The organism is Huintestinicola sp. (genome assembly GCF_051882455.1).
Taxonomy (GTDB): Bacteria; Bacillota; Clostridia; order Oscillospirales; family Ruminococcaceae; genus Huintestinicola.
In genome coordinates this window covers 20,222-43,017 of sequence record NZ_JBJERV010000039.1, presented here as the reverse complement: position 1 = coordinate 43,017, position 22,796 = coordinate 20,222, and the positions used below count along the sequence as shown (strand labels likewise).

General features: G+C 49.3%; 22 protein-coding genes. 18 read left to right on the top strand and 4 right to left on the bottom strand.

From position 1 onward, the window contains the following. Positions 1-139: 139 nt before the first annotated feature. Together ACI4J0_RS05595 and ACI4J0_RS05590 are read right to left on the bottom strand one after the other, a co-directional pair. A complete protein-coding gene (locus ACI4J0_RS05595) occupies positions 140-2,809 on the bottom strand; it encodes an ABC transporter permease (RefSeq protein ID WP_439764826.1) in 2,670 nt (889 codons plus the stop codon). 23 nt (positions 2,810-2,832) lie between these two features. Beyond that, a complete protein-coding gene (locus ACI4J0_RS05590) occupies positions 2,833-4,776 on the bottom strand; it encodes an NAD(+) synthase (RefSeq protein ID WP_439764825.1) in 1,944 nt (647 codons plus the stop codon). Positions 4,777-5,058: 282 nt separating this feature from the next. Between ACI4J0_RS05590 and ACI4J0_RS05585 the strand changes: the two genes are divergently transcribed. From ACI4J0_RS05585 to tsf, 18 genes are all read left to right on the top strand, one after another. Next, a complete protein-coding gene (locus tag ACI4J0_RS05585; protein WP_439764824.1) occupies positions 5,059-5,937 on the top strand; it encodes a YicC/YloC family endoribonuclease in 879 nt (292 codons plus the stop codon). Between the two features lie 14 nt (positions 5,938-5,951). Further along, positions 5,952-6,218: a DUF370 domain-containing protein gene (locus tag ACI4J0_RS05580; protein WP_439764823.1), complete on the top strand. Its 267-nt coding sequence runs from the start codon at positions 5,952-5,954 to the stop codon at positions 6,216-6,218. Positions 6,219-6,245: 27 nt separating this feature from the next. Next, positions 6,246-6,848 carry a guanylate kinase gene (gene gmk / locus ACI4J0_RS05575; protein ID WP_439764822.1) on the top strand — a complete coding sequence of 201 codons (603 nt, stop codon included), beginning with the start codon at positions 6,246-6,248 and terminating at the stop codon, positions 6,846-6,848. A 67-nt stretch (positions 6,849-6,915) separates the two neighbouring features. Beyond that, positions 6,916-7,146, top strand: coding sequence for a DNA-directed RNA polymerase subunit omega (locus ACI4J0_RS05570; RefSeq protein WP_432649403.1), 231 nt, complete (start codon positions 6,916-6,918; stop codon positions 7,144-7,146). A gap of 7 nt (positions 7,147-7,153) precedes the next feature. Beyond that, the gene (priA, locus tag ACI4J0_RS05565; protein ID WP_439764821.1) at positions 7,154-9,586 is read left to right on the top strand and encodes a replication restart helicase PriA; all 2,433 of its coding nucleotides are present in this window, start codon (positions 7,154-7,156) and stop codon (positions 9,584-9,586) included. A gap of 28 nt (positions 9,587-9,614) precedes the next feature. Then, entirely contained in the window at positions 9,615-10,154 is a 540-nt protein-coding gene (gene def / locus ACI4J0_RS05560; RefSeq protein WP_439764820.1) for a peptide deformylase, read from the top strand. 91 nt (positions 10,155-10,245) lie between these two features. Next, positions 10,246-11,169: a methionyl-tRNA formyltransferase gene (gene fmt / locus ACI4J0_RS05555; protein ID WP_439764819.1), complete on the top strand. Its 924-nt coding sequence runs from the start codon at positions 10,246-10,248 to the stop codon at positions 11,167-11,169. Positions 11,170-11,193: 24 nt separating this feature from the next. Next, positions 11,194-11,874: a zinc metallopeptidase gene (locus tag ACI4J0_RS05550; protein WP_439764818.1), complete on the top strand. Its 681-nt coding sequence runs from the start codon at positions 11,194-11,196 to the stop codon at positions 11,872-11,874. Between the two features lie 21 nt (positions 11,875-11,895). Beyond that, a complete protein-coding gene (rsmB, locus tag ACI4J0_RS05545) occupies positions 11,896-13,224 on the top strand; it encodes a 16S rRNA (cytosine(967)-C(5))-methyltransferase RsmB (RefSeq protein ID WP_439764817.1) in 1,329 nt (442 codons plus the stop codon). After that, positions 13,214-14,248 (top strand): 23S rRNA (adenine(2503)-C(2))-methyltransferase RlmN, encoded by a 1,035-nt coding sequence (gene rlmN / locus ACI4J0_RS05540; RefSeq protein ID WP_439764816.1) that lies wholly within the window; start codon positions 13,214-13,216, stop codon positions 14,246-14,248. The genes rsmB and rlmN overlap by 11 nt, the downstream gene beginning before the upstream one ends. A 32-nt stretch (positions 14,249-14,280) precedes the next feature. Beyond that, complete coding sequence (locus ACI4J0_RS05535; protein WP_439764815.1) at positions 14,281-15,000, top strand: Stp1/IreP family PP2C-type Ser/Thr phosphatase; 720 nt, start codon at positions 14,281-14,283, stop codon at positions 14,998-15,000. A 47-nt stretch (positions 15,001-15,047) separates the two neighbouring features. Next, positions 15,048-17,309, top strand: coding sequence for a Stk1 family PASTA domain-containing Ser/Thr kinase (gene pknB / locus ACI4J0_RS05530; RefSeq protein ID WP_439764814.1), 2,262 nt, complete (start codon positions 15,048-15,050; stop codon positions 17,307-17,309). A 58-nt stretch (positions 17,310-17,367) separates the two neighbouring features. Further along, a complete protein-coding gene (rsgA, locus tag ACI4J0_RS05525) occupies positions 17,368-18,249 on the top strand; it encodes a ribosome small subunit-dependent GTPase A (protein ID WP_439764813.1) in 882 nt (293 codons plus the stop codon). Next, positions 18,228-18,854 (top strand): thiamine diphosphokinase, encoded by a 627-nt coding sequence (locus ACI4J0_RS05520; RefSeq protein WP_439764812.1) that lies wholly within the window; start codon positions 18,228-18,230, stop codon positions 18,852-18,854. The genes rsgA and ACI4J0_RS05520 overlap by 22 nt, the downstream gene beginning before the upstream one ends. Before the next feature lie 68 nt (positions 18,855-18,922). After that, entirely contained in the window at positions 18,923-19,015 is a 93-nt protein-coding gene (gene spoVM, locus ACI4J0_RS05515) for a stage V sporulation protein SpoVM (protein ID WP_432649392.1), read from the top strand. Positions 19,016-19,072: 57 nt separating this feature from the next. After that, positions 19,073-19,360 (top strand): YlmC/YmxH family sporulation protein, encoded by a 288-nt coding sequence (locus ACI4J0_RS05510; RefSeq protein WP_439764811.1) that lies wholly within the window; start codon positions 19,073-19,075, stop codon positions 19,358-19,360. A 162-nt stretch (positions 19,361-19,522) separates the two neighbouring features. Continuing rightward, positions 19,523-20,257 carry a 30S ribosomal protein S2 gene (gene rpsB / locus ACI4J0_RS05505; protein ID WP_439764810.1) on the top strand — a complete coding sequence of 245 codons (735 nt, stop codon included), beginning with the start codon at positions 19,523-19,525 and terminating at the stop codon, positions 20,255-20,257. Between the two features lie 105 nt (positions 20,258-20,362). After that, entirely contained in the window at positions 20,363-21,286 is a 924-nt protein-coding gene (tsf, locus tag ACI4J0_RS05500; RefSeq protein ID WP_439764809.1) for a translation elongation factor Ts, read from the top strand. Between the two features lie 68 nt (positions 21,287-21,354). Here tsf and ACI4J0_RS05495 read toward each other — a convergent pair whose 3' ends face one another. Further along, positions 21,355-22,266 (bottom strand): hypothetical protein, encoded by a 912-nt coding sequence (locus ACI4J0_RS05495; protein WP_439764808.1) that lies wholly within the window; start codon positions 22,264-22,266, stop codon positions 21,355-21,357. 2 nt (positions 22,267-22,268) lie between these two features. Further along, complete coding sequence (locus ACI4J0_RS05490; RefSeq protein WP_439764807.1) at positions 22,269-22,739, bottom strand: hypothetical protein; 471 nt, start codon at positions 22,737-22,739, stop codon at positions 22,269-22,271. Positions 22,740-22,796 lie beyond the last annotated feature (57 nt).

The window sequence follows — 22,796 nt, the reverse complement described above, 5'->3', positions numbered from 1 at the left end:
GACTTATTCTATCTGTCGGCTTTGTCTATAGAACGATTTAGAATTAGTATAAAAAATTCAGCCTGAGAAGATGTGATGATCTCTTCTCAGGCTGATTTTATTGGGATAAAGCGTACAGCTCAATGTTCATCGGAAAAAATTAATTCTCCGTATTTCTGATATTCTCCACAATAGGCGTTTTGATTATCCGCCTTGCAGGTACGAAGGAGGCAGCTGCGGCGATAACAAAGGAAACAGCCGCGGCAATGAGAATATATTTGAGAGGTGCGGCGGCGGACAGCGTAATTCCCAGATCCTCCATATCCAGATCATGGAAATGGTTCTTGAAGGGTATCTGTATCACAAGTACAGCCGCCTCCACGACAAGCAGAGAGGAGAAGCTTGCCAGAGCCGCATAAATAAGGCTTTCGGACAATATGAGCTTATGAAGCTGCCTGTCTGACATTCCGCAGGCTCTGAGCATTGCAAGCTCGGAGGTCCTGCCGAGAACGTTTGCCGAAATGATGTTGACGATGTTTACAGCGGCTATAAGCGCGATGATAAGCACCGCAAAATAGCCCACAGTCTTTACAATGCCAAGGTTTGATATTGCTTTTGACATATCTGCGGCATTGTCGGTAAAGCTGTTGTAGTAATTTCGGTTAAGGAAATTTCTCGCTTCCGTCTCCATACCCGTTACAGCGTCTGCATAGATGGTCCTTGCGAACAGGGTGTATTTTCCGCCGCTGTATTCTACTTCTGCGGAGGAGCTGTCGATACCGAGCTGTGAGACCAGCTGTTCGTAGGCAGAGTCCGCCATGATCGCCGTACACATTTCATCGCAGGAGAAATATGTGCGCAGCTCTGTGGAGAAGGTACCTGCAGTTTTAATGTCAACAGGGTCAAGGAAAAATACCATGCTGTCGATAAACGGCGCAGCAGTAAGGCTTTCGGGCAGAGCGTCACCGTTTACTATGCGGTAAAGCTCCTTGCCGCGTTTGTCCTTCATCACAGGGTCGATGAGCACTGCCCCCGACTGCTCAAGCTCGTCATAGGTAATGCTGCTGTCGGCGGTGATGTATTTATCGAAGGTCTCGCGGCTTATGGGGTGAATAGCGAAGGGGAGACCGCCGTTTTCATAGGCCTCGGTGTCACGGTTGATATTCAGCGTCTCATTGGGCATATAAAATTTGAGAACACAGTCATACTGAACATTTTCAAAATATCCCGAGGATATCATTTTCTCCGTGTCCTCGCGAATGCCCGAGGGAGTAAAGGAGTAGGTCTGAATGGAAAAGTCATTGGGAACTCTGTTTTCCTCAAATTCCGCTGTGATCTTTTCGTTTGCAAGCTCAGCCCCATAGGAGAATGTGGCAAAGAGGACGATGCTCATTACCATTGAGACCATTGTGATGATGTATCTTTTCCTGCTGCGTTTAATGCTCAGAGAGGAATAGGCTCCGATAAAGCCTCTGCCCTTTTCAATTCCCGAGGGGTGCTTTGGTATCCGAATATTCTCGCTCTTTCCTGCGGAGTTCATAGCCTCAACAGGGGAGGACTTGATGGAGCGCATACCCGTAGAAACGGCGGAGACCACGACCCAGAGTATGCCTATAAGCGCCGATGAGATGAACACATAGGGCCTCAGCTCAAAGACAAGCATATCTCTCATATTAAACGCCGTGCTGCTGTCACTGAGATAGGGGAGATCTTTAACTATGCCGAACAGTCCTGCGGCGCAGCCCGTTCCCAGCAGTATTCCGACGGTGACTCCGGGCACTGCAAGATAAACTGCCTCCCATACCACCATTGCAAAAACCTGCTTGCCCGAAGCGCCCACAGCCTTCAGTAGTCCGAACTGCTTTATCCTCTCCTTTGAGGACAGCTCGAAGGAGTTGTCGATGACCATTCTTACGCAGAACATAAGGAAAATGACTACAAGATAGACCAGAGCGAAGAATACCGCCTGGGAGAATTTCGCCGTAACGCCCTTTCCCTCAAGGTTTAAAAGCTCCTGGTTTATTCCGTAGCTGAATTCGTCTACCTCATAGCCTGCGTTATGGAATGCGTTGTTCATATCCCAGTAAAGGTCGTTTGCCTTGTCGGAAAATCTCGCAACAACGTTATCTGTAAGATACGAGTAGGACTTGAGACGTGTGTCCGAATAATCAACTATATTGCTTTCCTCGGAAAAGCCCACCACGGTAAAGCTTATTTCCGAAACCTCTTCTATGTCAAAGGCTTCCGACAGATATGCGGGGACATTTTCAAAGCTTTGTGCCCCGTCTGTTTTTGCCTTACAGGTGACAAGCTCGGCGGTGACGGTGTCGCCTATTTCGGGATATCCCCACATATAGGAGCTTTTTGCGCTGAGGACTATCTCCCCGTCCTTTTCGGGAAGCCTGCCCTCAAAGACGCTGTTCATATTGCTCGGAAGCATTGTAAGCTCTCCTGCCTTGAAGCGCAGGAAAACATCGTCCACAGCCATTTTGTTCAATATGAGATATTCCATACGGGCGTCCTCAGACTTCATCTGACCGTAATCCACATCGGTGCTGCTTGTGTATGAGGAAACGCTGTAGACCTGTGTTTCATCGAATATGTCCATGCTCCGCACGGATACCAGCTGATCCTTGTCAAGACCGTTAAATACCACGTGATATGTACCGTTCGTCTCTCTGCATATATTCAGGGAGGCGGCGCGGTATACCGATACAGCGGCAAGCATTACCGTCATAAATGCGGTAGCAGTGATTATGGCAATAATTGTAATGATAGTGTGCTTTTTCTGACCCCGCAGGTAGCGCAGGGAAATTTCTCTGAGCTTCATATAAAGATCCTTTCTTAGCGGTATCACTCTGCTTTTATGCCCTCAAGCTCCTTGAGCCACAGGGCGGAGGAAGCGTCCGAGGGCATTCTCCAGTCGCCGCGGGGAGAAAGGGTAACGGAACCCACCTTGGGACCGTCGGGGAGACAGGAGCGCTTGAACTGCTGGGCAAAAAATCTTCTTACGAAAATTTTCAGCCACTTGAGGATAACTTCATCGGGATATGCTCCCTCAAAGGCAATGCGTGCAATGCGGAATATCTTTTTCGGCGAAAATCCGCAGCGGACCATATAGTAAAGGAAAAAGTCGTGAAGCTCGTAGGGACCCACGATATCCTCGGTTTTCTGAGAAATTGTGCCGTCCTCGGCAGGGGGGAGCAGCTCGGGTGATACGGGGGTATCGAGAATGTCTTTAAGAACTGCCGAAAGCTCTCCCGAGACCCTTTCCGCCTCGTAGGAAACAAGGTGCCGTACAAGAGTTTTGGGAATGGAGCAGTTTACTCCGTACATGGACATATGGTCGCCGTTGTAGGTAGCCCAGCCGAGAGCCAGCTCGGAAAGGTCTCCCGTTCCGATAACGATGCCTCCTGTCATATTGGCGATATCCATAATGACCTGAGTGCGCTCTCTTGCCTGTCCGTTTTCGTAGGAAACATCGTGAACGTCCTCGCTCTGACCGATATCCTTGAAATGCTGACGGACGGAAGCGGAAATGTCTATCTCCCGTATCGTTGCCCCATACGCCTCCGCAAGGGTGAGCGCGTTGCTCTTTGTGCGCTTTGTGGTGCCGAAGCAGGGCATTGTAACGGCGATAATTCCCTTCCTGTCAAGCCGCAGCATATCAAAGGCGTGAACGGTGACTATAAGGGCAAGGGTGGAGTCGAGTCCTCCCGACAGCCCGATAACGGCGGTCTTTCCGTGAATGTGTCTGAGCCTTGTGGCAAGACCCGTTGCCTGCATTGTGAGTATCTCCTCGCAGCGTGCGGCAAGGTCATTTCTGTCGGCGGGAACGAAGGGCATAGGCGCAAAATGTCGGCAGAGCTTCAGGTCGGGAGTTTTCAGGCTGAACATTCGCACATCAACGAAATTATCCTCCGAAGCCTGAGTATAAGTGTTCATTGCCCCACGGGGATAGGTGTTCATGCGGCGGCGCTCTCCCGAAAGCTTTTCAAGGTCGATGTCACCGTAAATTATGCCGCTTGTAAATGGCTTGCTTTCGCAAAGACGGGTGCCGTTTTCGCAGATAAGGCTGTGACCCGAGAATATCATATCCTGCGTTGACTCACCGAAGCCGCAGTCGGTGTATACATATCCGCAGACAAGCTTTGCGCTCTGCATTTCGACCAGCTTGCGGCGGTATTCCTTTTTGCCGATGACCTCGTCGGAGGCGGAGGGGTTGCAGATAATAAGCGCACCGTTTTCGGCAAGCTCTTCCGAGGGAGAGCTTGGCACCCACAGATCCTCGCATATTTCCACTCCGAATACGAGATCCGGGTCGTCATAGCTGCTGAAAACCATTTCACCCATAACGGTGTGGAAACGTATTATTGAAACAGGTCTGCTGCTGCTGTCCCAGGGAGTAAAATGCCTTGCCTCGTAAAATTCGGAGTAATTCGGTATATTTCTTTTGGGGACAAATCCATAAACCTTTCCCTTTAAGCATACAGCAGCGCAGTTATAAAGCTTGCCCGCATGAGACAGTGGGAGACCCACAATAAAAATCATCTCAAGGTCCTTTGTCTCCTCAAGAATATGCAGGAGAGCCTTTTCTGCGCCTTCGATAAGAGTTTTCGACAGGAACAGGTCGCCGCAGGTGTAGCCCGTAATGCAAAGCTCGGGCAGGGTGAGCAGGGAGCAGTCATTTGCGGCGGCTTCCTTTACAGCATTTATTATCTGTCCGGCATTGTATTCGCAGTCTGCCACCTTCAGGTCGGGCACTGCACAGCCGCATCTGATAAATCCGTCTTTCATAAAAAATAGTATCCTTTCATGTATCAGACATTTCGGTAAATTTGTAAAGAATTTTATAAATATAATTATACAGTTTAATTTTAACTCAGAGAGCAAATAAATGTATTGCCTGTTTGTAATGTTTTTATGAACAATTGGTATCAAAAGCTTGATTTATATGGCAGAGTATGGTATAATAATATAAGCTATGGCAAAGCATACGCAATATGCGGAGGATTTTGCCGTTTCGAGTAAAACAAGGCGCTGTGGAGTGCTTTACCGCAGCGCATTAAGGAGAATTTTATGATAAAAAGTATGACAGGCTTCGGCAGAGCCGAGGAGATCATCGGGGGCAGAGATATCATTGTGGAGATACGCTCGGTAAATCACCGCTACTACGAATTTTCCGCAAGAGTACCCAGAGTCTACGGCTACATTGAGGAAAAGCTCAAAAGCTATCTTAACGGCAGGATATCCCGGGGCAAGGTGGAGGTAAGCGTTTCCATCACCGCCATTGAAGCTGCGGACACTCAGATCGAGATAAACAAAGTGGTTGCAAAGGGCTATGTGGACGCTCTGCGCAGCGTGGGAGAGGAGCTGGGGCTTGAAGATGACCTTACCCTTTCCCAGCTTGTAAGGCTGCCCGATGTGTTTACCGTGAGAAAGGCTGCAGATGACGAGGAGCTTATCTGGAACAGCGTAAAGACCGTTGCAGATGAAGCGGTGTCAAGGTTTATCGCAATGCGCGAGACCGAGGGACTGAAAATGAAGGAGGACGTTCTTGAGCGTGCCGATATGATAGAAAGGCTTGTGGACGAGGTGGAAAGGCTTTCACCTCTTTCGGCGGAGAATTACCGGAACAAGCTCTATGCCCGTTTATGCGAGGTGCTTGCGGACAAGAATATAGACGAGCAGCGGCTTGTTACCGAGGCTGCCATATTTGCGGACAAGACCGCCGTTGCAGAAGAGACCGTAAGGCTCAAGAGCCATATCCGACAGCTGAGGGATATGCTTTCCCTTAACGAGCCTGTGGGCAGAAAGCTGGATTTTCTCATTCAGGAGTTCAACCGCGAGGCAAACACCATCGGCTCAAAGGCGCAGGATATCGCAGTTACCAAGATAGTTGTAGACCTTAAATCCGAGATAGAAAAGATAAGGGAACAGATCCAGAATATCGAATAAAAGGAGAGAAAGCTATGCAGCTTATTCCCATCGGATACGGAAATGCAGTCTCCGCAGAGCGGCTTGTGGCAGTTGTAAGCCCCGAGTCCGCACCCATCAAGCGTATCGTGCAGGACGCACGTGACAGAGGTATGCTCATTGACGCCACCTACGGCAGAAAGACCAAGTCGGTGCTTATTATGGACAGCGACCACGTAGTGCTGTCCGCCGTGCTCCCTTCCTCCATCGCAGGACGGGCAGAGACCGTTCCCGAGGATAACGAGGGGAATGACACAGAATAAAATATCACCCGAAAGGAATGTTAAAATATGTCAAAGGGACTTCTTATCGTTGTTTCGGCGCCCTCGGGCTGCGGAAAGGGGACCGTCCTTGCGGAGGTGCTCAAAAACGATAATTTCTATTATTCCGTTTCCGCGACCACCCGTGCTCCCAGAGAGGGCGAGGTCGACGGAGTGAATTATCATTTCACCACAAAAGAAAAATTCGAGGAGCTTATTGCCGAGGGCGGCGTTTTAGAATATGCGCAGTACTGCGGCAATTATTACGGAACTCCCAAGAAAGCGGTTGAGGACAAGCTCTGCGAGGGCAGGGACGTTATCCTTGAGATCGAGGTACAGGGCGCCATGAAGATAAAGAAAGCCTGCCCCGAAGCGGTTTTCATCTTCATTCTTCCTCCCTCTGTGGACACTCTGAAGCAGCGCCTTGAAAAGCGGGGAACGGAGACTGCCGAGGTCATCGAAAAGCGTGTTTCCGAGGCAAGAGGCGAGATCGAAAAGGCGTATGATTACGACTATGTTATCGTTAACGACGACCTGAACGAGGCAGTGAGCGATTTTATCAAGGCAGTTGAAGCCGAGAAGCTCACGGTCAGACGCTCAAAGCAGCTTATCGATGATGTTCTCGGAAAATAAAACAGTTGCATTTTTCATAAATGTATGGTATAATAATATAATATGTTTTTAAAAGGAGTTTTTGATTATGTTAAGACCAGCTATGAATCAGATCGCTACTCACGGCGAAAGCTATTATTCCGTTGTTATCGGCGTTGCAAAGCGTGCGAGAGAGATCGCGGACGAGCTTGCCGAGAAGAATATGACTCTTGAGGAAAAGCCTGTCAAGACTGCTGTGGACGAGTTTGCGGCAAGAAAATTCTCCATCGTGGAGGATCCTTCCGTAAAGCCCGGCAAGTCCACAGAGGGAACATACTGATAATAAAGTGAACGGCTTATCTGTTCAGGTGGGCGTAAGCGGCACTTCCTTCGCCTTCGACCGGGCATACAGCTACAGCGTTCCCGATGACCTTGCGGACAAGGCTGTTCCCGGCTCACGGGTAATAGTTCCGTTTGGTCGCTCGGACAGGCGCAGGGTGGGCATAATTGTGGGGATATGCACCGATACGGAGAATACGGAGAATTTAAAATCCGTAAGCTCTGTGGTGGATAAGACCCCCATTATCGGAGATGAACAGCTGAGACTCCTGCTGTGGCTGAGGGATACGGTGTTCTGCACATATTATGAGGCATTCCGCACACTTATTCCTCCGGGACTTGGTGTGAGCTTTATTCAGAAATACAGGCTCTCCCCGAAAAAGCCCAAAAAGGGCGAGCTGTCCGATAAGGCGATGGGGCTGTATCTTTCGGCTTCGGAGACCGATGACGGCGGCGAGCTTGCCATGATGATATCCGAGGACGGGAGATCTGCTTCGGAGCTTATCGAAAAGGGCTTTCTTGAGGAGATCGACCTTGCAAAGCAGCGTGTGAGAGACGACACCGTAAGCATGGTAAGGCTCACAGACAGGTATTCGGAGAGGAATATCAAGCTCACCCCCAAGCAGAAGGCGGCGGCTGAGATACTTGAGAGAGAGGGCTGCGCTTCGGTAAGAGAGCTTTGCTATATGTGCGGCTGTACTTCTCAGGTGGTAAAGAATATGGTGAAGAGCGGGGCTGCGGAGCTTTTCGATTACGAGGTGCTCAAGGCTCCCGAAGCAATAGAACGGGACAATGTTGACGATATTACCCTGAACGGCAGTCAGCAGGCGGCTTTTGACGGTATCTCCGCGATGATATCCGAGAAAAAAGCGGCGGCGGCACTGCTTTTCGGCGTTACGGGAAGCGGCAAGACCCCTGTTTTCGCAAAGCTTATCGACCACACTCTCCGTATGGGCAGGAATGTGATAATGCTCATTCCCGAAATATCCCTGACACCGCAGACCCTTAACCGTTTCCGCAGGCTGTTCGGTGAAACGGTGGCTGTGCTTCACAGCGGCTTGTCCCTTTCAATGCGCTCGAATGAATACAAGCGCGTAAAATCGGGGCAGTGCAGGATAGTTGTGGGCACAAGAAGCGCAGTTTTCGCTCCTCTTGACAATATCGGTCTCATCATTATGGACGAGGAGGGGGAGCGCACCTATAAATCCGAGTCAAGCCCCAGATATCACGCAAAGGACGCGGCGGCGCAGAGGTGTCTCTATCATAATGCACTGCTGCTCACCGCTTCTGCCACACCCTCTGTAGAAAGCTATTACAGCGCCGAAAAGGGCAGGACAAAGCTGTTTGTTATGCCCGAACGATACAGCCCCGACCCGAATGAAAAGGCGGCAATGCCAAGGGCTGAGATAATCGATATGACAGGCACGGGACGTGTGCTCAGCGAGGAGCTTGTAAGCGGCATAAACGATAATCTGTCGAGAGGGGAGCAGTCCATACTCCTCCTTAACCGCAGAGGCTATCATACCTTCATAACCTGCTCCGAGTGCAGAGAACCTATATCCTGCCCCAACTGCAGCATACCTCTTACATATCACAAGGTGAACGACCGCCTGATATGCCACTACTGCGGGTACAGCAGGGACTATACGGACAAATGCCCCAAATGCGGCAGCACGAAGCTAAGGCTGACGGGTATGGGTACCCAGCGGCTTGAGGACGAGCTTGCGGAATTTTTCCCCGGGGCACGGATACTCAGAATGGACGCTGACACCACATATTCCAGGTATGCCTACGACAAGCGCTTTACCGCCTTCGGAAACGGGGAATATGACATAATGGTGGGCACTCAGATGATAGCCAAGGGACTTGATTTCCCGAACGTTACGCTGGTAGGCGTGCTCAATGCGGATAAATCCCTGTATTCGGGGGATTTCAGAAGCTATGAACGGACTTTTTCGCTCATCACCCAGGTGGTGGGAAGAAGCGGACGGGGAAATTCAAGGGGACGGGCGATAATCCAGACCTTTGCCCCCGACCATTATGTGATAAATCTTGCCGCAGAGCAGAATTATACCGCCTTTTACGAGCAGGAGATAGCAATGCGCCGAGCCCTTATATATCCGCCCTTCTGCGATATCTGCGCAGTGGGATTTTCGGGGGAGGACGACAAAAAGACGGGAGCGGCTGCGGATATTTTCGCTGATAGGATAGCCGAGGGGATAAAAAGCATTCCCGAAAAAATGCCCGTACGTGTGCTCGGTCCGTCAAAATGCGTTTTTGAAAAGATAAACGGCAAATTCAGATACAGGCTGATAATAAAATGCCGCAACAATTCTTTGTTCAGAAGCTTTATAAGCGGTGTGAGGACGGAGACGGCGCGGCTCCCCGAGTTTCGGGGGATATCGGTCTTTATTGATATGAACGGCGATATTTCGCTTTGAATACAAAATCAAGAAAGGAATAATTGCAATGGCACTTCGCAATATATATATAGACGGCGACCCCATACTCAGAAAAAAATGCAGACCCGTTGAGAAGTTTGACGAGAAGCTCCACATTCTCCTTGACGATATGCACGAGACCCTTGACAAGGCGGAGGGCGTTGGTCTGGCAGGTCCTCAGGTGGGTATGTGCAGACGGCTTTTCATTATGCACCTTGATGACCCGGAAACAAATCAGACCCGCCGCATTGAAGCCATAAACCCCGAAATAAAGGAGCAGAGCGGAAAGCAGCGTGTTATGGAAGGCTGTCTTTCCTGCCCCGACAAGTGGGGATATGTTACCCGACCCAAGCACGTTGTGCTGAAGGCTCAGGACAGAAACGGCGAATGGTTCGAGGAAAGCTTTGACGATCTGGGCGCACAGTGCGTATGCCACGAGAACGCTCATCTTGACGGTCAGCTTTTCGTTGACGTTGTTGAGGAATTTGTCCGTCCCGAGGACGTCCGGGAAAACAGTGGCAGAAGAAAGAAGATAAAGGTCAGGGTAAAAAATCAGGATCAGAAGTAAAGCTGTGAGGAATAAGTTTGTTTTTTCAGACTGCCTTCCGAAATTTTCTGACGAAAACCACAAAACTCTCTATTAAAGGGTGATCATTATAATGGATATTGTTTTTATGGGAACGCCCGATTTTGCTGTTCCCTGCCTTAAAGCCCTTGTTGAAAGCGGCGAGAATGTGAAGGCGGTATTCACTCAGCCCGACAAGCCCAAGGGCAGGGGCTACAAGCTGGCTCCGCCCCCCGTCAAGGAATATGCCGTTTCAAAGGGTATCCCCGTTTATCAGCCTTTGAGCATGAAAAAGGGGGAGGACGCAGATAAGTCCTATGAGCTGCTGAAAGAGCTTGCTCCCGACCTTATCGTGGTCGTGGCTTACGGTCAGATACTTCCCAAAAGGATACTTGACATTCCTAAAACCTATTGCATAAATATCCACGCTTCGCTGCTTCCCGCATATCGTGGCGCAGGACCTATACAGTGGTGCATTTTAAACGGCGAGAAGGTCACGGGCGTTACCTCTATGATAATGGCGGAGGGACTTGACACAGGCGATATGCTCCTCAAGGCTTCCCTTGAGATAGGCGAGAATGAGACTGCCGACGAGCTTCATGACAGGCTTTCCGAGCTTGGCGCAAAGGTGCTTCTTGATACGGTAAGTGCCATAAAGTCGGGCGATGTTCACCCCGAAAAGCAGGACGACAGCCTTTCCAATTACGCTCCCAGACTTACCAAGGAGCTTTGCCCCATTGATTTTTCAAAATCCGCACAGGAGATACACGATCAGATAAGAGGTCTGTCTTCCTGGCCCTGCGCTGTGGCTGAAATAGCAGGCAGACGTCTTAAAATATACCGCAGCGAGCTTGACGGAGTTCATCATAACGGCTCTGCTGGGGAGATATGCGACAAGGATAAATTTACCGTCATCTGCGGAGACGGCTTCGGCATTACCTTTACCGAGGTCCAGGCAGAGGGCGGAAAGAGAATGAAAACAGCCGATTATCTGAGAGGAAATAAGCTTGTATACTGATCTTTAGTATAAGGAGAGTTTGCTATGTATTGGGACAGCACGATAATAATACTTATCCCTGCAATAATATTCAGTCTTATTGCTCAGCTTATGGTCAAATCTGCTTTTTCAAAGTACAGCAAGGAAAGAAACAGCAGAGGACTTACCGGTGCGGACGCTGCAAGAGCGATACTTGACAGCAACGGCCTTACAAATGTAAGGATAGAGCGCATAAGCGGCAGCCTTACCGACCATTTTGACCCGAGAGCAAATGTCATAAGGCTTTCGGACGATGTTTACGGCAGTGCGACCGTTGCGGCTGTGGGCGTTGCGGCTCACGAGGCAGGTCATGCTGTTCAGTATGCAACGGGCTATGCTCCCATCAAGCTGAGAAACGCCATAATCCCCGTTACACGCTTCGGCTCAAGCCTCTCAACTCCGCTGGTCCTTCTGGGAATTATTTTTTCCTGGGATTTTCTCATCACTGCGGGAATACTGCTTTTCTGCGCAGTGGTGCTTTTTCAGGCGGTAACTCTCCCCGTTGAATTTGACGCAAGCGGCAGGGCAATAAGATCCCTTCGCTCGGCTCATTTTCTTGAGGACGATGAATTAAATGACGCAAAGAAGGTCCTTACTGCGGCGGCTATGACCTATGTTGCCGCTATGGTATCCGCTCTGCTGAGCCTTGTACGTCTGCTGGTGATTTCGGGCAGACGAAGAAGATAATTTTTTCCCGGGAGTGATTTTATGTCCGCAAGGCTTGCCGCTTATAAGCTCATTGAAAGGGTCGAGGGCAGCGCATATTCAAATATTGCTCTTGACAGCGCCTTTAAGGACAGCTCTCTTTCCGAGCGGGACAAGGCGTTTGCGGCAAGGCTTTTCTACGGCGTTACCGAAAGGCGCATTACCCTTGAGCACCTTCTTTCAGCATACGTAACAAAGCCGATAAACAAGCTTGACAAGCAGGTCCGCATCACTCTTATGATGGGCGCATATCAGCTTCTGTATATGGACAATGTTCCCGATAATGCTGCTGTAAGCGAGTCGGTAGAGCTTGTGAAGAAGCTGAAAAAGGCTTCGGCTTCGGGAATGGTGAACGCTGTTCTCAGAAATATCATCAGGGACGGAAAGAAGCTTCCCGAGGTGAAGGGTGACAGATTTAAGAAAATGTCTGTGGAGTATTCCTGCCCCGAGGAGCTTATCAGGAGGATATGCGAGGGCTACGGCGAGGAAAATACACGCTCTCTTCTGGAAAATGCTCTTCTGCCATCAATATGCACTCTGAGGGCAAACACCCTTAAAACAAGCGGCAGCGCCCTTGCGGATAGTCTTTCGGGCAGGGGAGTCAAAGCTGCTGTAAGCGCTCTTGACGAAAATACGGTCATATGCGAAAATCTTCGGGACGTGGAAAAGGACGAGGATTTTATAAAGGGAAATTACCACGCACAGGATCATTCCTCTCAGCTTTGCTGCAAGGCGGTTTCTCCCGTGCCGGGGGAGACGGTCATTGACCTTTGTGCCGCCCCGGGTGGAAAGACCTTCACTATGGCTGAGATGATGGAAAACAAGGGCAGGATCATCGCCTGCGAGCTTCACGAGAAGCGGACGGGGCTTATCAGACAGGGCGCTGAGCGTCTGGGGCTTGGAATTGTTGAGGCTGTGACCAATGACGCAAGGGTACATGACCCGAAGCTGCCACTTGCGGACAGAGTTCTCTGCGATGTGCCATGCAGCGGATACGGCGTTATCAGGGGAAAGCCCGAGATACGCTACAAGCCTTTATCCGACGCTGACGGACTTCCGAGGGTACAGCTTGAGATACTTCTGGCGGCTGCGGAATATGTAAAGGACGGCGGTCTGCTTGTCTATTCCACCTGTACGGTGAATATAAATGAAAACGAGCGCGTTATTGAGGCTTTCCTTGAGAAGCGGAAGGACTTTTCGGGAGAGGATTTTCCCGAGGAGATGGGTGACTTTTTCAAGGGGAAATTTATGACTGCGGTTTTTGCAAAGGATTTCGGCGGGGACGGTTTTTTCATCTGCCGTTTAAGGAAGGATGGGTCTCATGGAGACTGAAAAGCTTGATATTTTATCGCTCTCCTTGGATGAGATCATAATGGAGCTTGACTCCATGGGGGAGAAAAAATTCCGCGCCGAGCAGATCTTTAACTGGCTTCATGTAAAAAAAGTAACCGATTTTTCAGAAATGTCTAACATTTCGTTGGAACTTCGCACAAAATTATCTGAAAAATTTTATATAAAGCGACTAAATATTGTCAAAAGACTTGAATCTTGTGTAGATAATACGATAAAATATCTTTATGGGCTTGAAGACGGCAATCATATCGAGTCTGTTCTGATGGATTACAAGCACGGAAACAGCATATGCATATCCACTCAGGTGGGGTGCAGAATGGGCTGCAATTTCTGCGCGTCCACCATCGCAGGCTTCAGAAGAAACCTTACGCCCTCCGAAATGCTCATGCAGATATACCTTGCGGAAAAGGACAGCGGACGGCACGTTGACAGCCTTGTGCTGATGGGCATAGGCGAGCCGCTGGATAATTATAATAATGTGATAAGATTTCTGGAGCTGCTCAGTTCCCCCAAGGGGCGGAATATGAGCCTGAGACACGTGTCACTTTCCACCTGCGGTATTGCTCCGAGGATAAACGATCTGGCAAAGCTTAAAACAGGGCTTACTCTGTCGGTATCGCTCCATTCGGCGGACAATGAGCGCAGAAGCGAGATAATGCCCGTGAACCGCTCCTGGGATATAAACGAGCTTATCGCCGCCTGCAGGGAGTATATAAAGGAAACGGGCAGACGCATTTCCTTTGAATACGCCGTGATAAGCGGCGTGAATGATTCACCCCGCGACGCCGAGGCTCTGGCAGCACTTCTTCGCGGTATGAATTGTCACATAAATCTTATACCCGTTAACAAGATAAAGGAACGAAGCTACAGCGCCGACAGAAGGTCTGTGGAACAGTTTTCGAAGCGCCTTGAGAGACTGGGAATGAACGTTACCGTCAGAAGGACTCTCGGCGCGGATATAAACGCCGCCTGCGGTCAGCTCAGACGGGAATATGAAATATAGGCAGTGAAGCCTTTGGAAAGGACTGAGACAGTATGATGGTTTATACTCACACCGATATCGGGCACGGACGCTCCGAAAATCAGGACAGCGTGGACTTTGCGCTGCTTGAGGACGCTGTGTTTGCTGTGGTGTGCGACGGAATGGGCGGCTCAAATGCGGGCAGGGAAGCCAGCAGCAGGGCAGTTGCCATCATAAAGGAGCGTATCGTCAAGAGCTATCGCAGCGATTACGACAGCAACAGGATAAGAAACCTTCTTGTAGCGGCTGTCAAGACTGCTAATGCTGTTGTATACGATCTGGGCTCGGCTGTCCCCGAATGGAACGGTATGGGCACGACCTGCGTTGCCTCCCTTGTGAGAAACGGGCTTGTACATACGGTAAATGTGGGAGATTCCCGCGCTTACCTTGTCACCCACGAGATAAAACAGATTACACGAGACCATTCTATGGTAATGAACCTGTACGAGCGGGGCGACATTACCAAGGAAGAGCTGAAAAATCACCCGAAACGCAATGTTATTACCCGTGCGGTGGGTGTTTCCGAAAATGTGGAGCCCGATTATTTTGAAAATGAGCTTCCCGCAAACGGTGCGGTCATTCTCTGCACCGACGGTCTGTCAAATTACTGCGACGAGGGCGCCATGTTCAGAATGACAAAGGATATGCCTCCCGAGGAGCTTCCGGGGGCTCTTGTGCAGACTGCGCTTGACAACGGCGGCGGCGATAATATCACCGCAGCTGTTATAAGATAAATTTCCCATAATAATCGGAATTTCCGAGATCAAACGGAGTGGATCAGATGGATAAGAATATCGGCAAGAAGCTGGACGGCCGCTATGAGATAACTGAGCTTATCGGCATTGGCGGAATGGCGGACGTTTACAAGGCTGTGGATCTGGTTGAAAACAGAACTGTTGCCGTTAAAATTCTGAAAAATGAATTTGCAGACAATGACGATTTTGTAAGACGGTTCAGAAATGAATCTAAGGCGATCGCCGTGCTCAGTCACCCCAATATCGTAAGGATATACGACGTTGGCTTCAGCGACCGCATACAGTTCATCGTTATGGAGTATATCGACGGTATAACCCTCAAGGAGTTTATGGAGCAGCAGGGAGTTCTGAAATGGAAGGACTCCGTTCATTTCATCATTCAGATACTGAGAGCTTTGCAGCACGCTCATGACAGGGGGATCGTTCACCGCGATATCAAGCCTCAGAATATCATGCTTTTTCCCGACGGCACCATCAAGGTCATGGACTTCGGAATTGCAAGATTTGCCCGCGAGGAGGGCAAGACCATTTCCGACAAGGCTATCGGCAGCGTTCATTATATCAGTCCCGAGCAGGCAAGGGGAGATATTACCGACGAAAAGAGCGATATTTACTCCGTGGGCGTAATGCTCTACGAAATGCTTACGGGAGTAAAGCCCTTTGACGCAGATACGCCCATTGCGGTCGCGCTTATGCATATGCAGAATAATCCCAAGCCGCCCAGAGCTATCAACAACACCATTCCCGAGGGGCTTGAGAGCATTGTTATGAGGGCAATGCAGAGAGACGCTTCCAAGCGGTATCAGTCCGCTTCGGAAATGATAAAGGATATTGAGGAATTTAAGCAGAACCCCAGCATTGTTTTTGAATATAACTACCTTGACACATCATCGGGAGATTCCGAAAAGACCCAGTATTTCCGCAGACCCGAAGCCTCGGGCGGAGACAGCGGCAATGCGGCTCCCGCTCACAGATTCAAGGAAGAGACACCGAAAAAGGCCCATAAGGACGAGGTGAGAAAAACGAAGCCCAAAAAATCCAAAGAGGAAGTTTACGAAAACGAGGATATAGATGATTACGACGACGATGACGAGGACGACGGCGAGGTATCAAAGTCCTCCTACTTTGTTGTTGCACTTACTGCCATTGCGGCTGCGGTAGTCATCATTGCAATGGTGTTTATCACCGTTGTTATCATGAATACGTTCCTTGATGACAAAAAGACCGAGCCTATGGTAAATCTGGTGGGTCACGAGTATCAGTACTGCAAGACCTACTATTCCGAGTACTTCACTCTTGTGGTGGGCGAGGAGAGATATGATTCCGAGATACCCAAGGGATATATCATTTCCCATACTCCCAAGGAGGGCGCGCCTATCGTAAGAGGCAGCACCGAGGTCAAGGCTGTTGTCAGCAAGGGACCTCAGATGGTCACTGTCCCCAATGTTTATTCTCTCCCTGCCGATACTGCGGAGAGAATGATAAACGGCAGCAAGCTTAAAGTAAGCATCGTAATGCAGAACAGCGACGCTGAAAAGAACACCGTTATCAAGACCGAGCCCGAGAGAAATATGGAGGTCCAGATCGATTCCACCGTTATTATGTATGTAAGTCTCGGTCCCGAGATATATGACGTAATTATGCCTAATCTGGTGGGCGAGAACAAGGATACGGCCAAGTCCAAGCTTGAAGCCCAGGGCTTTACTGTCCAGCTCCAGATGGAGGATTCCGCCGAGGCGGCAGATACGGTCATCGCGCAGAGCATTCCCGCTCTTGACGCTGAGGGCAAGTCCAATATCGTAAGCCCCAATCAGACCGTTGTGCTCACCTACAGCTCGGGCAAGGCTCCCAAGCAGGCGGTGAATATCACCTTTGCGGTGCCCGACGGCTTAAAGGGCAAGGCTGTGTTCAACGCTTATGTGGGCGGAAATATGGCAGGAACCATCTCCGTTGACAATATCGGATATGTTTCCACTATCTCCATTCCCGTTGAGGGCAGCGAAACTCAGAAAACCGTTGTTGAGGTCGCTGATGACAAGGGCAACACCGAAATTCTGGGTGAATACAACGTTGACTTTAATACTATGACTGTTTCCGAGGTCAGATTTGATAAGAATGTCCTTGTGACTATGTTCGGCGTTCCCGAGCCTACCGAAACTCAGCCGCCTGCCGAGCCTTCTCAGCCCGGCGGACAGCTTACGGATTTCTATGACCCGGGCGCTGACGCGGATATCATCGACAACAACGATTATGAGGACTGGTGGAACAGCATTATCAACAGCTATTGATTTTTACGGGCGGGTAAGGCAGATGTCTTGCCTGCCTGTTTGATATGGGAGAGATGGTATGGATAACGGCATTAAGGGTCTGATACTTGAGTCCCTGGGAGGACTTTATACTGTCGAGACCGAGGACGGGGAGCTTCTGAAGCTTAAAGCGAGAGGGATTTTCCGAAAGGACGGTCTGTCTCCCTGCGCAGGCGACCGCTGCGTTGTCAGAGAGGGCGTTATCAGCGGGATAGAAGAGCGGAAAAACAGCATTATCCGTCCGCCACTGGCAAATCTTGACGTTATGGTGTTCGTGGTATCCACCTGCGAGCCTGCGCCAAATCTTACCCTGCTGGACAAGTTCATTGCCGTATGTGAATATAAATCCATCGAGCCCGTTATCGCCGTTACAAAGGTGGATCTGAAAGCCAATGAGATGATACCCGAGATCTACGGGAAGATAGGCATTTCCGTTGTGGTCTGCGACTATGGCAGCAGCGAGGGACTTGATATCATCAGGGAGAAGATAAGGGGCAGGATATGCGCATTTACGGGAAATACGGGTGCGGGCAAGTCCACTCTTTTAAATCATCTTGCTCCCGAGCTTGAGATAAAAACTGCGGAGATAAGCCACAAGCTTGGCAGAGGACGGCATACCACGAGGGTTTCAAGGCTGTACAAGCTTTTTGACGGATATGCTGCCGATACCCCGGGCTTTTCCAGCTTTGACACGATGCAGTACGCCGTTATCTTAAAGGACGAGCTTAAAAACTGTTTCAGAGAGTTTGAAGAGTACGAGGGCAAATGCCGCTTTGCAGACTGCAGTCATATCAAGGAAAAGGGCTGCGAGGTGCTTGAAGCGGTAAAGAGGGGAGACATTGCCCGCTCAAGGCACGAAAGCTATTGCCAGATGTATGAGGAGGCTAAGAATATCAAGGAATGGGAGATAAACGGCAGATGATGTGCGTTATTTTCGGCGGTGCGGACATTGAGGACTACAGCAATATCCATATTCCCGAGGGAGCTGTTGTTATCGCTGCGGACGGAGGATATGGTCATTGCGTTAGGCTTGGGATAAAGCCGGACTGCATTATCGGTGACCTGGACAGCAATGAGGAAGCGCTTCCCGAGGACTGCGAGATAATTACCGCCCCCAGGGAAAAGGACGACACCGACCTTATGATGGCTGTCAAGGCTGCTTTTGATGAGCATATAAGGGTGTTTCACATTTACGGAGCGGACGGGGGCAGAATGGGTCACACCTTTGCTTCTGTTCAGACCTTAGCTTACATCGACAGTCACGGCGGAGAGGGAATTCTTCACGGTAATGGCTTTGTTATGCGGGTGTGCGGCAAGGAAAATATCAGCTTATACAATGACGGATACAAATATGTTTCCCTGTTTTCTCTTTCGGAGCGTTCCGAGATTTTCGCAAAGGGGCTGAAATACGGCGGGGATATCGCTCTTACATCGGATTTTCCGCTGGGGGTCAGCAACGAGTTTACGGGCAGCTCTGCGGAAATTGAAGTGAAGTCGGGGCAAATTCTTGTTATTCTTGAAAAATAGTGTGTCAAAACGCCGTTATCCGAATAATATGAACTATACACTCGGTCATATCAAACGGAGGTGCTTTTATGAAAATGGTAGTGGTCAAGAGCCCCAAGCTCCTTGCAGGTCTTTTCAGGATTATTTTCAGGATAAAAAAAGAATCTGCCGATTCGGAATAATCTCCATAACTGCTTCATATGTATGTGTGAAGCAGTTTTGTTTTTGGGGGTATCGGTATGAAATGCACATTTTCTGAGCTCAGGGAAAGGGAAGTCATAAGTACATCGACCGGAGCGCGTATCGGGTTTATCGACGACCTGCTGATAGACACCGAAACGGGGAAGATACTTTCACTTATCATCTACGGCAGGTCACGTATGATGGGCATCATGGGCAGGGAGGACGATGTGGTCATAGCCTGCTCGGATATAGAAAAGATAGGGACCGATACGGTGCTTGTTTCGGCAGATGATGATGTTTTGTGCAGAGTGAATAAAGACAGGCGAAATAATTTGTTTGAATAATGTGAAAATGCCACTTGAAAAATGGCGGAATGTATGGTATAATATTAAAGCAATTCGCACGTCGGAGTTTTCGGCGGTGGTGTTTCCGTAAAATGGAAATAAAAGCCGAGCTAAACACGGCGGAGGAAAATTTTATTTTTATTAACCAGGAGGAAATTTAAAATGGGCGTAGTATCAATGAAGCAGCTTCTTGAAGCAGGCGTACACTTCGGTCACCAGACAAGAAGATGGAACCCCAAAATGGCACCTTACATCTTTACAGAAAGAAACGGTATCTACATTATCGACCTTCAGAAGACTGTAAAGAAGCTTGACGAGGCATATGCATTCGTTAAGAGCGTTGCTGCAAACGGCGACAATGTTCTTTTCGTAGGCACAAAGAAGCAGGCCGGCGATTCCGTTAAGGAAGAGGCTCTCCGTGCAGGCGCTTACTATGTAAACGCAAGATGGCTCGGCGGTATGATGACCAACTTCAAGACCATTCAGAGAAGAATCGCAAGACTCGAGCAGCTCCACACAATGCAGGAGGACGGCACCTTCAACCTTCTTCCCAAGAAGGAAGTTGTTAAGCTTGAGCTTGAAATAGAGAAGCTTGAAAAGTACCTCGGCGGTATCAAGGATATGAAGAAGCTCCCCGGCGCTCTCTTTATCGTTGACCCCCGCAAGGAGAAGATCGCTGTTTCCGAGGCTAAGAAGCTCGGTATCCCCGTTGTTGCTATCGTAGATACAAACTGCGATCCCGATGACGCTGATTATGTAATCCCCGGCAACGATGACGCTATCAGAGCTGTAAAGCTTATCGCAGGCGCTATGGCTGACGCTATCATCGAGGGCAGACAGGGCGAGCAGCAGGCTGCACAGGCAGAGGAAGCTGTCGAGGAAGAAGCAGCTGAGTAATTATAATAAATAATTATTACAGATTTCGGGCAGACTTTATAATAATAATGTCTGCCCAAATTTCGGTATGAACTTGATTTTAAAATAATACAGGAGGAATTTAATATGGCAAAGGTTTCACCTTCCGAGATCAAAGAACTTATGAAAGCAACAGGCGTTGGCATGATGGACTGCAAGAAGGCTCTTGAGGAAGCTGACGGCGATACTGAAAAGGCTGTTACCATTCTCCGTGAGAAGGGTCTTGCTACACAGGCTAAGAAGAGCGGCAGAGTTGCTGCAGAGGGTATCGTTACCGCTGTAGTTGAGGGCAATGTAGGTGCTGTTGTTGAGGTAAACATCGAGACCGACTTCGCTGCTAACAATGACGAATTCAAGGCTTTCGTTGCTGCAGTTGCCAAGACTGTTATCGAGAAGGATCCTGCTGATGTTGACGCACTCAAGGCTGCTACTATCAGCGGCGGCGACAAGAGCGTTGAAGAGGCTCTCCAGGATCTCTTCATCAAGATCAGAGAGAATATGGTTATCCGTCGTTTCAAGAGACTTGAGGGCGTTCTCGTTCCTTACGTTCACGGCGGCGGAAGCATCGGCGTTATGGTTAAGCTTGACACCGATCTCCCTGCTGACAAGGTATTTGAGACAGGTAAGGACTGCGCGCTTCAGGTTGCAGCTATGAACCCCGCTTACCTCAACAGAGAGTCTGTTCCCGCTGAAGTTCTCGAGAACGAAAAGACTATCATTATGGCTCAGATGGCTGAGGATCCCAAGATGGCTTCCAAGCCCGAGCAGGTTAGAGCTAAGATCGCTGAAGGCAAGGTTGGCAAGTACTACACCGAAAACTGCCTCCTCGAGCAGGCTTTTGTTAAGGACGACAAGATCTCCGTTGGCAAGTACGTTGAGAACTCCGCAAAGGCTCTCGGCGGCAAGATCACTGTTGCTGAGTATGTTCGCTTTGAAAGAGGCGAGGGCATCGAGAAGAAGGCTGATAACTTCGCTGAGGAAGTTGCAGCAATGGCAAAGGGCAACAACTGATTTTTGCAATAACACTATAAATCAAAACAACTCCTCTCTGCTAAGCGGCAGGGAGGAGTTTTTGCGCATTAGAGCTTGTTCATATTTCTTAGAAAGAGCATATTGTTTGTGGTGATAATGGACTTCCACCAATTTTCTGCAAGGGTAAATTCTCTGTAATCGGTGCACCATTGCCAGGGAACATTGTAGGAGCCGTCGGGAAGCTGATTTTTTGTTATAAACTCACATTCTGCAAGGCAGAGGTCTTCATAGCCCGATATAAATTCGCTGTCTGCCCCGCTTATGAATGTGGAAGGGAGGGAAACGTATTCCTTGCCCCATTTTGATGTGTCCCGACAGATAAGCTTATCTATATTTGCGGATATTGCCGCTTTCAGTTTGTCAAGGTCAAATGTTGTGATATCGGATTTTTTAAGAGCATTGTAAAGCTCAATATAGCAGGAGGTGACGTGCTGTTCCGGTTCGGTATCGGGGGAGTAATAATACTCAAGCGCTTCACCCGTAATGTCAATGCCTTTATTGTACAGGGGACTGTTTTTCGGGCTGTGAAGAAGGATAAATGCGGCAAGTGCGGCTGTGGGATTGTAGTTAAAAAGGCTGCTGCCGCTGTATTCCCACCATATTGCGTGGGGATAGTCATTGTTCGTGGGGACGGTGTTCAGCCATTGGCGGCGGTCATTGTCGAAGTCCGCTCCGCTTTCAAGATATCGGAGCATTCCCGAAATTACGGGGTGCTCGCCTTCAAAGCCGATCCCGTCAATGATATTTGCCGCCTTCCAGGTCTGCATAGGAGCTGAATTGGGATTGAAGTTGTCCGCTTCAAGCCCGTGACCGAAGCCCCCGTCGGGGTTCTGATAGGCGGATAGGGCGTGCATTACCGCTTCTTTTGAACCGTTTTCAAAGTGGTACTGCCAGAGGGCAAGGTCTAAGGACCGTGCATTTCGGTAAACAAAGGTGCGTGCTTTTTCAAATACGGTCATAATTATTTTTCCTTTCCTGTAAGCCGTGATTTTTCGTAATTATAGGGAATGCTTGTCCCTGCCAGAACGTCCTCGATCTTCTCGATTATGAGCCAATCGTCCATATTGTTCTGTTTTTCAAAGCAGAGGGGAGGGTCGATGGGGGAGACGCTGTCAAATTCTGTGAGACATATGCACTTCTTATGCCAGCGCTGACGCTGCTTTTCGGAAAGAGCAAGCTTTTCGGCGTTATCGCTCAGAACCTTATCAATTTCCTCCTCGGACAGCTTGACATAATTTTGGACACTTTTTACTCTTGCTTTGGCGGATATTTTTGCCGAACCCTTTTCCATAAAGTAAAGGGTCTCATTTTCAGATACCCTGCTGTGAGGTATCTTCCGCCCTGCGGCACTGCGGATGATCATTGTTTTTGTGCCGCTCATAATTTTGCTCAGCACCTTTTCTTTATCGTCGCAATAAACGAGATGGACCATATTCTGACATTCCTTTCCGGTTTTCTTTTATTATACTGCAAGCTCCGGGATTTGTAT